Below are 14,745 nucleotides of genomic sequence, written 5' to 3' on the forward strand. Positions count from 1 at the left end.
GCCCTGAAATGTTTTATATTGTCATTTCAGGGCAAATTATTTGTACAGCCATAGACATTTCGCCTTATTCGCCTATACATTAGTTTGATAAGAGCCGTCATGAATGCAAAAACGATTTTTCCCACTATTTTTCGCTTCATATAAGGCTGTATCAGCATGTAAAAAAACAGATTGGAATGCTGGTCGGTCTCGTTCATCCCATGTTATGAGGCCCGCAGAAATAGTTACTTGTGGATCTGTAGTACTCGGAATAACCTCCACAATGGCGGATGCTAATTCTAATGCTTCCTGCTCCTTAATATTTGGTACATAAACAGACATCTCTTCTCCGCCCCATCTTGCACAAATCCCACGACTACCAATCGTCTCTTTCAATTGGAGCGCTATTTGCACAAGAATTTTATCCCCTACTTGGTGACCGTACGTGTCATTGATGCGCTTAAAATTATCAATATCAATTAACAAGAACATCCCAGATTGGTCGTATTCAAGCGACTTTTCTACAAATTGATCGAGATAACTGCGTGCATATAGTTTTGTTAAATGATCCAAATCGACCATTTCCTGAAGTTGTGTTCGTAAAATTGAATTTGCAATGGCTAAAGAGGAGTGATGAATTAACGATTGCATTAATTTAAAACTATCGAACGAAAAGAAATATGGCTCTTTATGTAAGACAATACTAAAACCATTGATCTTTTCTTCCATTAATATAGGGATCGCCATAATGGAACGGTACTCAATTTGATTCGCTGTTAAACGACTGAAATCGGCAATAAACAGTGGATCATTCGTTTGAGCAAAATGCTGCTCAACATGTTTTATATAGGTCTGCCCCTCTTCTGCATTGAACAAAGATGTACTTGCGCCCGTCACTTCAAACGTATCATTTTTTTTAAATGCAAAACAAACTTCCATTGGTTGAAAAGATTTCAGTAACTGCTTTTGTAGGAAAAGTAACATTTCATGAATGTCAATCCGCATATTTAAACGATGTGATGTTTCATTGATGAGTTGTAAATCGCTTACAAGACGATGCGATTGATGATATAATTTTGCATTTTCAAGTGCATTTCCTGACGCTTGTGCAAGCATTCGTACGAAGTCTTTTTCAGTCGTTGAAAAAAGATAAGTCGTTGGTGCACTTACTTGCAAGATGCCATAGATAGCTTGCCTGCCCTTTATCGGCGCATTTAACAATCGACAATTTAAATCACTCGCTAGTTCTGTTGTTAACTCTCCTGATACAAAAGCCTCAATTGTAGCAGGTCTTTCTGATAAATAATCAAAAAGCTTAATATCGATGGTCGTATGTCGATCTTGATCATTCGATAATATAAGCTCTACATTAAACTCAGGGAAATTATCCCTTATATTTTTCAATACATTTTCTAAAATTAAATCAATATCCATTGTTGAATGAAATAAATCAGTCATATTATAGAGTTTTCTATATTGATCTTCGTTTATTTTGACATCTAAATTGTCCCTCATCATTTGAAGAACCTTCGAAAGTATTTCTATACACTCTTCACCATAATCCGAGGTCATAAAGTCATTCCAAGACTCTGATGCCTCCACAAGTAATACACCAATGGGATGTTTGCCCTCTGCTTGGAAAAGCACCATATCTGTCATCATTGAATAGGCCTGTCTTGCTTTTATTATATAAGGAATTTTCACTACTTTTTGTTGATAAAAACTAGCTTCGATCATCAGCCATGACACAGCATTTAGCTTTGTTTCAATTGTTAATGAAGCCATCTCCTCAATAGGTATTAATGAATTACCTTCAAAGCTGAGAAAAGCTGCATTATCAATTTTCAAGTGCTTCTTTAGACACTGTTTTAATGAATAAAAATACCCATTAAAACTAGCTTGTTCTTCATTAGAACTCACCCAAAAGCTCAAAACATCAGATTTTATATATTTTAGCGTTTGTAAATGGTCTGTCATGAAATCACCTTTTCTATATAACGTCCAAATCAATTACTATTAACTTATAATATATTATACATAATTTGTGTCATTTTGACTATGTAATTATCCCTTACTTTTACATTTTACATTACACAGCGTATCATTAACTATTTTCACATCATTTGAAATAGGTCTTAAGGAATTTCCTACTATGAAAACTCATGATGAAATTTTATATGTTAATAATTGACGTCCTTGTCCTGAGCAGTTACAATGGAGTTTGTGTAAAATAAACGCAGCAGTGGTATAAGCTTATAACTGTATTTTATTCCTCTATTTTCATATGTACAACTACTTAGATTCTTCTAGCAACGGAAATTAGATGGTGTATTGCGTAACCTAACGGCTGCATAGGCGAAAATACATGAAAATAAAATGCGTGTAAGAATGGGTACTACTGGTTTTTGTTTTACAACAAAAAAACCAAATTTAAAGGAGGAGACAACAATATGTCTCGTTATACAGGTCCATCTTGGAAATTATCACGTCGTCTTGGTATCTCACTAAGCGGTACAGGTAAAGAAATCGAAAAACGCCCTTACGCACCAGGTCAACACGGTCCAAACCAACGTAAAAAATTATCAGAATACGGTTTACAACTTCAAGAGAAGCAAAAACTTCGTCATATGTATGGTATGAACGAACGTCAATTCCGTACACTATTTGACCGCGCTGGTAAAATGAAAGGTGTTCACGGTGAAAACTTCATGATCCTTCTTGAAACTCGCCTTGACAACTTAGTTTACCGTTTAGGTTTAGCTCGTACTCGTCGTGGTTCTCGTCAATTAGTTAACCATGGTCACATTTTAGTAGATGGCAAACGCGTTGATATCCCATCATACAGCGTAAAACCAGGTCAAACGATTTCTCTTCGTGAAAAATCTCAAAACCTTGCTGTTGTAGCAGAAGCTATCGAAGTAAACAACTTCGTACCTGACTACTTAACATTCGACGCTGACAAAAAAGAAGGTACATTCACTCGCCTTCCTGAGCGTTCTGAATTATCAGCTGAAATCAACGAATCATTCATCGTAGAGTACTACTCTCGTTAATGACAATAAAAGCCCTGAAATCCCTTATATATCAAGGTTTCAGGGCCTTTTTATTGTCTTCACCATATAATTGTAATAATAATTTTTACTTAGAGCTTCATCCTAACACCCCTAAACAATCAATTTAAACTTTTGTTGTTTCCAATTGTAATCATTAGTGCGGAAACGAATCCGATACTAAGTGTGATAGCTAGAAGAAGAAAGGCTACAGCAAAGCTACCAGATTGTATCAAATAAACAGATATGAATGGTGCAACACTTGTTCCAGCAAATAAAATGACTGTATACATAGAGACCGCAATCCCTCCCATATTCCAGCCTAACTGACTAACAAGTGTTACTAATGAAGGAACCGCCAGTGCAATCCCACCGACAAATAAAATACTAATAATCGTTAAACCAGCTATGGTTGAAACAAAGCTCATCACCGTTAGTGAGATAATCGAAAGACATAAGGCCAATTTTAATACAAATAGTACATTAAAACGCTTCGCTAATTTACCTGCAAATGGTGACATCACCATTCCTACTATCCCAAAGGCACGAATGTAAATGAGGTTTTGACTATTCATACCGAAGGAATCACTCGTTAAATATGCACCTAAAATAATATACATACTGACAAATGACATTAATAATACAAACGCAATGATATAACTGAATATCAAATTTCTATTGGTAAAAATAATACCGATTTTCTTCAGAGGAGCCCATATATTTTTAGATTGGTTCTGAAGTATTCCCTTCGGTAAGATCCACACGACTAACAAAGCAGTCATAGCATACACTACTGCAAGCACATAAAAGATGACGTGCCAATGACTATGTTCACTTACATATCCACTAAATACCTGACCAACTATACCCGCTACAAGAAATCCCGTACTAATAAAACCAACTGCCCCAACTTTTCGATCATTTGGAAAAACCTCAAGAGTATAAGCAAGCGCTACTGGTGAAAATGTAGCTGCCGCAAGCCCTTGTAATCCTCTCATTAGAAGAATAAAAGAAAAATCATTAACTAAACCTAGAAGTAACGTTATCACACTTAATGAAAAAAGCCCAAATACGATGACATTTTTACGTCCATATTTTTCTGATATTGCACCATAGAAAAAACACCCTAGCGCAAAGCCAAGTGAAAAAACACTTGATGTAAAACCTGCTTTAGACAATGAAATATGAAAATAATCACTGAATAAACTAATAAGAGGTATTGTTAAATAGAGGCTCGACATCACCACCATACCTGTCCAGGCTAGAATAGTTGTCATTAAAGTATAATTTGCGCGATTTCCTGAAATTACAATGTTCATTAAATAAATCACCCTTTTAGTTTGATTAGCTTATAGTTAGATAATCTAATTAAACAACTAAAAATTAAACTGTATCAATATAGCTACAGTTTAACGTTCCACCTTTAGTTTTCTTTGTATAGATTTTAATAATTTACTCACTAATTTCTCGAATACTTTTCGTTCATCAGGTTCCAAATCGATTAAATTAGAAGCACATGACGACCAATAAGTCGGTAAAACCTCAGCGATAAAAGTATGCCCTTCATCAGTTAAACTTACATAGATCTTCCTCCGATCTTCTTTACTATGATTCCGTACAACAAGATTTCTCTTTTCTAGCCAATCCAGCATTGATGTTGCTGATGCCCTCGTAATTCCCAATCGTTTAGCTAAAGCAGACGGAGTCGCACGTCTCTCTTCATGTAGTGTCAGCAATAGTAATAAGTCCAATTTACTTTCTGTAATTCCAAAAGGAGCTAACTCATTGTCTGTTACATCTAAAACATGATCACTTAACCATAACAACATTAATCCCAATTTTGCATCTTCTTGATTTGTCTCACTTGAAGAGGACGCCTGAATCAGTTCAATATATGGCTCTACCCCTAACACTGGTAAATCATCTTCATTTGTGTACGTTTTCTTAAGTTTTGTCATTGAATCACCTTTTAATTAGATTATCTAACTATTAACCATTCTAACTATAAAATTAATCTAATGCAAGAACTTTTATTTCCACAAATTTCTTCAAAATAAAGCCACTATTTTTTAGCGCAGACGTATTTCATTATAACGAACAATAATTATTCCCCTCTCATATGATGACAATCTTATGTACTTTAAAATAGTAATTACACCGTTTCAAAATAACATAATCACTACCTTAATAATAAAAACAAAATATCAGTTATTTACTATTCAACTACTCATAAAAATAGAACCATTTTCTAAAAAATATATTTTACTTTCATAGTAAAATATTTTTCAAACCACATTAAATTCAATATTCTTATACAAAACTACTTTCTAAACGCCCTTTCAACACCTTAACTTTTTTGTGAAATAATAACATGAATAAAATGAACAATTTTAATAAAAATACGAGTTGAACTTTTACAAAAAATAGAATACGATGAATTCCGAAAGGTGGTTCACCATCATTCAAGCAATAATAATTTTTAAAAAGGGGTTGGAAATATGTCAGACGTTCTAAAGCAATTTGTTATGCCGAAAACAAACTTATTTGGACCTGGAGCAATTCAAGAAGTTGGTAAACGCTTAAATGATTTAGAAGTGAAAAAGACATTAATCGTAACAGATGAGGGATTACACAAATTAGGTCTCTCAGAACAAATTGCAAACATCATTACAGCTGCTGGAATCGATGTAGCAATTTTCCCTAAAGCAGAACCAAATCCAACAGATCAGAATATTGAAGATGGTGTAACAGTATATCATGCTGAAAACTGCGATTCCATTGTTTCTCTTGGAGGAGGCAGCGCACACGATGCAGCAAAAGGTATCGGACTTATTGCTTCGAATGGTGGACGCATTCATGACTATGAAGGCGTTGACAAATCACAAAATCCATTGGTGCCATTAATTGCGATCAATACAACTGCTGGGACAGCAAGTGAAATGACTCGATTCACAATTATTACAGATACAGCACGTAAAGTGAAAATGGCCATTGTTGACAAACATGTAACACCGTTATTGTCCATTAATGACCCCGAGCTTATGATTGGCTTACCACCGGCTCTAACTGCGGCTACTGGCGTAGATGCATTAACACATGCGATTGAATCCTTTGTTTCTACTAATGCTACGCCAATTACAGATGCATGTGCTGAAAAGGTACTTCAACTCGTTCCTGAATTTTTACCGCGTGCTTATGCGAACGGTGCTGATTTAGAAGCGCGGGAGCAAATGGTGTATGCTCAATTTTTAGCAGGAATGGCCTTTAATAATGCATCGCTTGGCTACGTGCATGCGATTGCTCATCAATTAGGTGGCTACTATAATTTACCACATGGCGTGTGCAATGCTATTTTATTGCCACATGTTTGCCGCTACAATGTAACAGCACGTACAGAACGCTTTGCTCGTATCGCTGAATTATTAGGAGAGAATGTGGAAGGATTAAGTAAACGTGATGCCGCTGAAAAGGCTATTACAGCTATTGAAAAGCTATCACAAGATTTAAATATTCCTAGCGGCTTCCGTGCATTGGGTGCAAAAGATGAGGATATCGAAATCTTAGCGAAAAATGCAATGTTGGATGTTTGTGCTGAGACTAACCCTCGTAAAGCAACACTAGAGGATATTAAACAAATCATTACTAATGCAATGGGGCCTCTTGCGAAAAAAGAGGAGTCACTCGAAGCGGTTGTCCTTTCTTAATCGAGGAATTCATATAAGCCTACCATGACAATAGATGGAGAAAACGCTTGTTTTCTCCACTTTTTTATAGGTTCAGTATACATACATTGTCTATACTAGAAACTCTCGCTATACTTTTCTTAAAAAGAATAGGAGAAAAACGATATGCGTTTAATTTCAATTTGTCCTAGCAATACAGAATTAGTCGCTTATTTAGGGCTGACAGACCAGCTCGTTGGTGTCGATGATTTTTCTGATTGGCCAGCTACGGTTAAAGATTTACCACAGCTTGGACCAGATTTATCGATTAATATGGATGCACTAGAGGCATTACAGCCTGATCTTGTCCTAGCTTCCTTAAGTGTGCCTGGGATGGAAAGAAATATTGAAGCATTGAAAGAAAGAAATATTCCCCACATCATTTTTAATGCAAACTCACTAGAGGAGATTGCCCAGGACCTTCTGACACTTGGAAGAGCTTGTCATGTGGAAAAACATGCACAGGCCATCGCCGAACAATACATGGATTCTATCAAAAAGATGCGTTCCATTGCACAGACTATCCAAAAGAAACCTACTCTTTATTGGGAATGGTGGCCCAATCCTATTTTTACACCAGGAAAAATAAACTGGCTTACGGAAATTAGTACTATTGCAGGTGGGGTTAATTTATTTCAAGATGTAGATCTTGCCAGTGTTCAAACGGATTGGGCAGATGTCGTTGAGCGAAAGCCCGACTACATTATGATGGCTTGGGTAGGTGTAGCATTTGAGCGTATACAGCCTGCTAATTTATTAAAACGTCCACATGCTAAAGAGCTACATGCCGTTCAAATGAAACAGCTTCACGTAATGGAAGAATGGCTGTATTGCCGCCCCTCTCCACGGCTGATCGAAGGTGCCATAAAGCTTGCGAACCTATTGCATCCTAAAGAATATAAACAGATAAAACCTCCAAGTTTCTTATAAATGAAAAAAAGCAATATCCCCCAAAACAAGAGGATGTTGCTTTTTCATTTATAGAAATTAAACGAACTTCACCATATGATATTTTTTCTTCCCACGACGCACAATGCTGAATGCATCCTCTAAACGGTCCTTGGCATCGAATACATATTCTAAGTCCGTCACCTTCTCACCATTTACACTAATCGCACCATTCGATACGTCCTCACGGGCTTGACGTTTTGAGGATGAGATCCCTGCTTCCACAAGAAGGTCTACAATATTTTTGGCCTCTTTAGCCATTTCAATAGAAGGAACATCTTTAAATGCATCCTTCATTTCTTCAGCTGAAAGTGCTTTTAAATCCCCTGAGAATAAAGCTGCTGTAATACGAATGGCTTGCTCTAATGCCTCTTGACCATGAATTAAACGAGTCATTTCTTCTGCAAGTGCTTTTTGAGCCTTACGTAAATGTGGTTCTTCTTCTACAGAGACTGCTAATGCTTCAATTTCTTCACGAGAAAGGAACGTAAAGATTTTTAAGTATTTGATCACATCTGCATCAGCAGCATTGATCCAGAATTGGTAGAACTCATATGGAGATGTTTTCTTACTATCTAACCATACAGCACCACCTGCTGTTTTACCGAATTTTGTGCCGTCTGCTTTCGTTACTAAAGGAATCGTAATCCCGAATGCTTTCGTTTCTTCCTCATGTGTTTTACGAATAACTTCTAAGCCTGTTGTAATATTACCCCATTGGTCAGAGCCACCTACTTGTATACGACAATTGTAGTGATTGTATAAATGATTGTAATCAATACCTTGGATTAACGTGTATGCAAACTCTGTAAACGAAATCCCTGTGTCTAGACGAGAAGCAATCGTATCCTTTGCTAACATGTAGTTTACGTTAATTAATTTACCGTAATCACGTAAAAATTCAATTGTATTGATATTGCCAATCCAGTCGCGGTTGTTCACAAGCTGTGCACCGTTGCCATCTTCTGCAAAATCAAAAATACGTTCTAATTGGCTACGGATTCCTTGGACATTTTTATCGATTTGCTCTACTGTTTGTAATTGGCGCTCTTCTGAACGACCAGATGGATCACCTATCATCCCTGTTGCACCACCAACAAGTAAAATTGGACGGTGACCAGCTTTTTGGAATCGACGAAGTGTTAACAATGGAACAATATGTCCTATATGCATGGAGTCTGCTGTTGGATCGACACCACAGTATAAAGATACCGATTGATTATCTAATAATTTTGCCATACCTTCCGCATCTGTTTGTTGGTATAGCAAACCACGCCATTCTAAATCTTGTAATAATTCGTTTGTCATATTAATTCCTCCTAAAAATGGTTGAAATGCGTTACGTGTATGGGCTTATTTAAATAAAAAAGTCCCTACACGCAAATAATTGCATGCAGGGACGTTAAGTTACAAACTAACGCGGTACCACCCGGCTTGAAGATGTCATCCATCTTCCACTTCATTCAACCGCCTTTATCGCAGGCGCGCACGTCTAAGCTCCAAGCACGTAATTCGTCTCTACACTATGACCAGTTTTCACCAACCACTGGCTCTCTAAACAGGGAATATAGATACTACTGCAAACTTTTCATCACTAGAAAACTATAAACATAATTCTATACGAATCTATTTCAAAGTCAATAACTATGTTCGAGCTAAAACATTATGTGCTATAATAGACAAGATTTTAGGAGGTCGATACATTGAAAGATTGGATTGAAAAAATCAATGCGAAGATCGATGAATTACTTGAACAAAAATGGATGAAGAAATTACGTATTTCAGGTAGTGTTACCTGGAACTTATTTTTACTATTTTTAGTCTTTGCATTGGTGGGCACTGTATTTGTCGGATCAGTTGGAGCTGGGTATTTCGCTTCTCTCGTAAAAGAAGAGCCATTACGCTCAAAAGAAGAGTTGCGCAATCAAATTTTTAGTTATGAAGAAACCAGTGAAATTTATTTTGCCAACGATATTTATATTGGGAAGTTACGGACAGATTTGGATCGCCGTGAAACATCACTTAGCAATGTAGCACCAGATGTTGTGAATGCTGTTCTAGCAACAGAAGACGAATATTTCCGCGATCATAACGGCATAGTACCAAAGGCGGTTGTTCGTGGTTTATTACAAGATGTCACTAACTCTGCTACGCAAACAGGTGGATCTACCCTTACTCAACAGCTTATTAAAAACCAAGTACTAACAAACGAAGTATCCTATGAACGTAAAGCTAAGGAAATCTTACTGGCAATGCGTTTAGAACATTTTATGACGAAGGAAGAAATATTAGAGGCTTACTTAAATATTATTCCGTACGGTCGTAACTCTTCAGGTCGAAATATTGCTGGTGTTGAAACAGCCGCTGAAGGGATTTTTGGTGTGAAAGCTAAAGAATTATCTCTTCCACAAGCTGCTTACATAGCTGGTATTCCACAGGCACCATTTGCCTACACACCTTTTACGAATACAGGTGAACTGAAAAGTGAAGAAGCTTTAAAGCCGGGTATTGATCGTATGAAAACGGTACTATATCGTATGAAAGAAGCTGGTTATATTGACGACGCGCAATACAAAGAAGCTTTAGATTATGATATAGCGGCAGATTTCCGCGGACCAGAAATGCGTGCGGAGGATCGTTACCCATGGCTAACATATGAGCTTGAAGCTCGTGCAAAAGAAATTATTGCAGAGAAACTAGCAAAAGAAGATGGGGTTGACCCAGAACGATTAAAAGCAGAAAAAAAACTAAAGGATAAATACACAATTTTAGCAGATCGTGATGTTCGTTCAAAGGGCTATCGTATTTACTCAACCATTAATAAAGATATGTATGATTCCATGCAAAAGGCCGCGAAGGACTTCCAGTATTACGGTCATACGTATACTGGTAAAGGAAAAGATCCTGTCACTGGTGAAGAAATAGATATTGAGATGCCTGTACAAGTGGGCAGTATTTTAATAGAAAATACTACAGGGAAAATTTTAAGCTTTGTCGGTGGTCGAGACTTTAAAACAACACAAGTAAACCACGCTACACAGGCTTTTCGCTCTAACGGTTCTACTATGAAACCATTACTTGTTTACGCTCCTGCTATAGAATATGGGGTAATCGGTGCAGGTAGCCCACTCGTTGATGTGAAATTCTCGATTGGTTCCTGGAGTCCAAGTAACTATATTACGAGTGATGAACGAGGTCTTATTCCAGCTCGTGAGGCATTAGCAGACTCTCAAAATATTTCAGCGCTCCGTTTATATAATGACATTATTAATAGACGCCCTGCTGATTTATTAGTAAAAATGGGATTCACAAAATTACATCCTGATGATTTTACAAACTTAGCAACGGGTATCGGTGCTTTAAGTGAAGGGACTACTGTTGAAGAAAACACAAATGCCTTTGCAACTTTTGCAAATGGTGGACAATTCATTGATGCTTATATGATTGATCGAATTGAAGACCAAGAAGGAAATATTGTTTATCAACATGAAGTGGAACCTGTCCAAGTGTTCAGTCCCGAAACATCTTATATCGTGACAGATATGTTACGTGATGTTCTAACGAAGGGAACAGGGACAATGGCACGAAATACGTTAAAATTCTCTTCTGATTTCGCTGCAAAAACAGGGACTTCTCAAGAGTATAAAGATGTTTGGTTAGTTGGCTATAATCCAAATGTATCCCTTGGTGTTTGGATGGGGTACGATCAGCCTCGTACACTTTATGCATTTAACAATACGTATTTACAGCCAAGTGTTCGTGTCAATAAGCTATGGGGCACTTTAATGAATGCTGTTTATGATGCAGACCCTCAATTAATTGATCCGCCGACAAGCTTTAAGGCGCCTAAAAATGTTGTGACTGCTTCATTCTGTGGTATTTCAGGTATGGCACCTTCTGCCGCTTGTGCAAACGCAGGTCTTGTACGTTCAGATTTATTTAATGCGAAAGTATTTTTACCGTCACAGCCTGATGATAGCTTAGCATCTTCAAGTGTTGTAACGATTAAAGGAAAAACCTATAATGCTCTGCCAAATACACCAGCAGAATTTGTTAAATCAGGTGGTGCAGGCATTAATCAAGCATTTATCAAACGAATGCTAGGAAGACTTGGTGGTAACCCAGCTAGTCTATTACCAAAGAATTCAACATTGTCGAATTCATCTGTATCAGCAGTTGATTTCCCAGCGGACGATAGCCCACCAGCAGCTGTAACAGCTACAGTAAATGGCTCGACATTATCATGGTCAGAGTCATCAAATGATGTTGTTGGTTATCGTATCTACAACGTTACGAATGGTGGTAACACACTTGTAACGTCTGTGCTAGAGTCAACACAAAGTATCTCTGTTGCTAGTGGACAAGCATATGTTGTGGTCGCTGTAGACATTACAGGTCTAACATCACCACAGTCTAATGTTGTTTCTACTGGTGGTAGCGAAAATGAACCTGACCCAGAGGAAAACGAGCAAGAACCAATTCCACCAACAACGCCACCTACAAATGGCAATGGCTCTGGTAGTAACGGTAATGGTTCTAATAATGGGAATGGCTCTAATAATGGCAACGGCTCTGGTAATAACGGCAACGGCTCTAATAACGGCGAGGGCTCTGGTAACAATGGCAATGGAACTGAAAACCCGGAAGATGGCTCAAATGGAGGAGACAATGGCAACACCCCCCCTCCTGACACATCAACAACAAGACGCTAATCTATGTTGCTTAGCATAAAACAATCTAGCTAAACAGACTTACTACATCATTACTTATGAATTGTAGTAAGTCTGTTTTTTTGTCATTATAAAGAGGACTACTATTTTGAAGGGGTGGAAAAATATGAACATATTAGTTTTAGGAGGCACACGTTTTTTTGGTAAAAAGCTGGTGGAACTTTGTATTCAAAATGGACATGATGTAACGATTTTAACACGTGGTCAAAGCGGTAATCCCTTTGGTACAAATGTTAAGCAATTAGTGGCCAATCGTAATGATCGTGACGCTTTAGCACAGGCACTAGCTAATACTACATGGGATATTGTTTATGATAATATTTGCTATTCTCCCAACGAGGCACAAGCAATTTGTGAGCTATTAAAGGGGAAAACTAAAAAACTGGTTTTCACCTCTACTCTTTCAACCTATGAAGTAGATGGAAAGATGAAAAAGGAAGAAGACTTTGACCCATTACAGTATCAAATTCGCATGGGTCAACAAGAGGAATTTTCTTATGGCGAGGGCAAACGACAAGCAGAGGCTGTCTTATTTAAAGAGGCTTCGTTCCCAGTTGTCGCTGTACGTTTTCCGATTGTGATGGGGGAACATGACTATACACATCGTTTACATTTCCATGTTGAACGTATTTTACAGGATCAACCGATCACTCTACCAAACATAGATGCAAAAATGAGCTATATTACAGATGAGGAAGCAGCTGCATTTTTATATTTTACTGGTGTTACTCCTATAGAAGGTCCATACAACGCTACTGCGTCTGGTACTATATCACTTAAGGATCTAATAGCTATGATTGAAGAGATAAGTGGTAAGCGTGCAAAAATTTCACTTATTGGCGGAAATGAGGAATCACAGTCACCCTACGGAGTTCCTGCAGACTGGTATATGTCGAATGAGAAAGCAGAGAAAGCAGGATTTACATTTAGTCAGCTTGAAAAGTGGCTACCCGAATTAGTGAGCACTTTAGTAAAACAGCTCCAATAACTTTTTAACAACACAAGACGGCTGGTACAAGAGGATTTTATCCAATGAAAAACCCAAACTATTTAACGAAACGCTCATCTAGTGTTTCGTAATAGTTCGGGTTATCTATTTATATAAGAAAATGTCTAGCCTTCATCATGGACAATTAATTATAACCCATCCTCTATTCGTTCAATGTAAAATCGTCTTTAAAATAGCTACTGCTTTGTCTATCTCTTCCTTTGTGACCGTTAATGGTGGCAAGAGGCGAATAACAGTTGGTCCTGCCCCCACTAATAAAAGACCACGCTCTTCTGCTGCGGCAATATAAGGTGCTACCTCTGTATTACCACAACCAATCCCTAACAACAGACCCTGTCCCTGAATGGTATAGCTAGAAGGTAAATTTGCTTTTAGCTGAGCCACAAAATAAGCCGATACTTCTCGTACCTGCTGTAAAAATTCCGGCTCAAATACATGGCTCAAAACAGCTTGTGCTACATTCATTGCAAGAGGGTTTCCACCAAATGTTGTACCATGTGTTCCAGGGCTAAATGTCGCATGAAGCTCGGCAGTTCCTAGCATGGCGCCAACAGGGAAACCACCGCCTAATCCTTTTGCCAATGTCATAATATGTGGTTTTAATACCGTTTGTTCAAAGGCATAGCGTGTGCCCGTTCGTCCAATACCTGTTTGTACTTCATCAATAATTAGCAGTATCCCTTTGTCATCACAAGCTTTTGTAATAGCTGCTGCAAATTCTGCTGATACGCTATTGACACCGCCCTCTCCCTGAATCATTTCCAGCATAATAGCTGCTACCGAATCATCAATGGTTGCTTCAAGTGCGGCCACGTCATTGAATGGCAAAATCGTAAACTTTTCTACGAGTGGTCCAAAGCCATTATGTACTTTGCCTTGACCTGTTGCAGACATGGCGCCAAAGGTACGACCATGAAAGGATTTTTCAAATGTAATAATATGATGTTTTCCTGTATGCTTCCGCGCTAATTTAATAGCCGCCTCATTAGCCTCTGCTCCACTATTACAGAAAAAGGCATGAGCAAAGTGCGTATGGGCGATTAATTTTTGTGCTACCTTCTCCTGACCCGGTATATCAAAAAGGTTTGATATATGCCATAGCTTTTCACTTTGCTCTTGCAGTGCCTGCACAATGGCTGGATGGGCATGACCAAGGCTCACTACAGCAATTCCACTAGTAAAATCTAAATATTGTTTCCCTGTAGAATCTTCCACAACGGTCCCATGTCCTTTGACAATTTGTGCGCGGCGCTTACCGTAGTTCCCAAATAAAGCACTCATGTTATCATCTCCACTATCATTAGAAA

Annotated in this window: 10 protein-coding genes and 1 other annotated feature; of the genes, 5 read left to right on the top strand and 5 right to left on the bottom strand. The window is 37.9% G+C overall.

Annotation, left to right across the window (positions count from 1 at the left end; all coding sequences use genetic code 11):
* Positions 1 to 72: 72 nt before the first annotated feature.
* Complete coding sequence (locus tag MHI22_RS10210) at positions 73 to 1,956, bottom strand: sensor domain-containing diguanylate cyclase (RefSeq protein WP_036118866.1); 1,884 nt, start codon at positions 1,954 to 1,956, stop codon at positions 73 to 75.
* A gap of 473 nt (positions 1,957 to 2,429) precedes the next feature.
* Between MHI22_RS10210 and rpsD the strand changes: the two genes are divergently transcribed.
* Positions 2,430 to 3,032, top strand: a complete 603-nt coding sequence (gene rpsD, locus MHI22_RS10215; protein ID WP_036118865.1) for a 30S ribosomal protein S4 — start codon at positions 2,430 to 2,432, stop codon at positions 3,030 to 3,032.
* A 119-nt stretch (positions 3,033 to 3,151) separates the two neighbouring features.
* Here rpsD and MHI22_RS10220 read toward each other — a convergent pair whose 3' ends face one another.
* Positions 3,152 to 4,348, bottom strand: coding sequence for an MFS transporter (locus MHI22_RS10220; RefSeq protein ID WP_340811876.1), 1,197 nt, complete (start codon positions 4,346 to 4,348; stop codon positions 3,152 to 3,154).
* 90 nt (positions 4,349 to 4,438) lie between these two features.
* A complete protein-coding gene (locus MHI22_RS10225) occupies positions 4,439 to 4,987 on the bottom strand; it encodes a MarR family winged helix-turn-helix transcriptional regulator (protein ID WP_340811878.1) in 549 nt (182 codons plus the stop codon).
* Positions 4,988 to 5,527: 540 nt separating this feature from the next.
* On the opposite strand from MHI22_RS10225, the gene MHI22_RS10230 reads away from it, so the two are divergent.
* A complete protein-coding gene (locus MHI22_RS10230; RefSeq protein ID WP_340811880.1) occupies positions 5,528 to 6,733 on the top strand; it encodes an iron-containing alcohol dehydrogenase in 1,206 nt (401 codons plus the stop codon).
* A 144-nt stretch (positions 6,734 to 6,877) separates the two neighbouring features.
* Complete coding sequence (locus MHI22_RS10235) at positions 6,878 to 7,681, top strand: cobalamin-binding protein (RefSeq protein ID WP_340811881.1); 804 nt, start codon at positions 6,878 to 6,880, stop codon at positions 7,679 to 7,681.
* A gap of 57 nt (positions 7,682 to 7,738) precedes the next feature.
* Here the strand turns inward: MHI22_RS10235 and tyrS are convergent, their stop codons facing one another.
* Positions 7,739 to 9,007 carry a tyrosine--tRNA ligase gene (gene tyrS / locus MHI22_RS10240; RefSeq protein WP_340811883.1) on the bottom strand — a complete coding sequence of 423 codons (1,269 nt, stop codon included), beginning with the start codon at positions 9,005 to 9,007 and terminating at the stop codon, positions 7,739 to 7,741.
* A gap of 84 nt (positions 9,008 to 9,091) precedes the next feature.
* Positions 9,092 to 9,300, bottom strand: a binding site (T-box leader).
* 102 nt (positions 9,301 to 9,402) lie between these two features.
* On the opposite strand from tyrS, the gene MHI22_RS10245 reads away from it, so the two are divergent.
* Positions 9,403 to 12,411, top strand: a complete 3,009-nt coding sequence (locus MHI22_RS10245) for a transglycosylase domain-containing protein (RefSeq protein ID WP_089934189.1) — start codon at positions 9,403 to 9,405, stop codon at positions 12,409 to 12,411.
* A 124-nt stretch (positions 12,412 to 12,535) separates the two neighbouring features.
* The gene (locus MHI22_RS10250; protein WP_340811885.1) at positions 12,536 to 13,417 is read left to right on the top strand and encodes an NAD-dependent epimerase/dehydratase family protein; all 882 of its coding nucleotides are present in this window, start codon (positions 12,536 to 12,538) and stop codon (positions 13,415 to 13,417) included.
* A 171-nt stretch (positions 13,418 to 13,588) separates the two neighbouring features.
* Here MHI22_RS10250 and MHI22_RS10255 read toward each other — a convergent pair whose 3' ends face one another.
* Positions 13,589 to 14,719, bottom strand: coding sequence for an acetylornithine transaminase (locus MHI22_RS10255; protein ID WP_036118851.1), 1,131 nt, complete (start codon positions 14,717 to 14,719; stop codon positions 13,589 to 13,591).
* Positions 14,720 to 14,745: the final 26 nt, after the last annotated feature.

The sequence above is a fragment of the Lysinibacillus sp. FSL L8-0312 genome, from assembly GCF_038003285.1.
Lineage (GTDB): Bacteria > Bacillota > Bacilli > Bacillales_A > Planococcaceae > Lysinibacillus > Lysinibacillus fusiformis_D.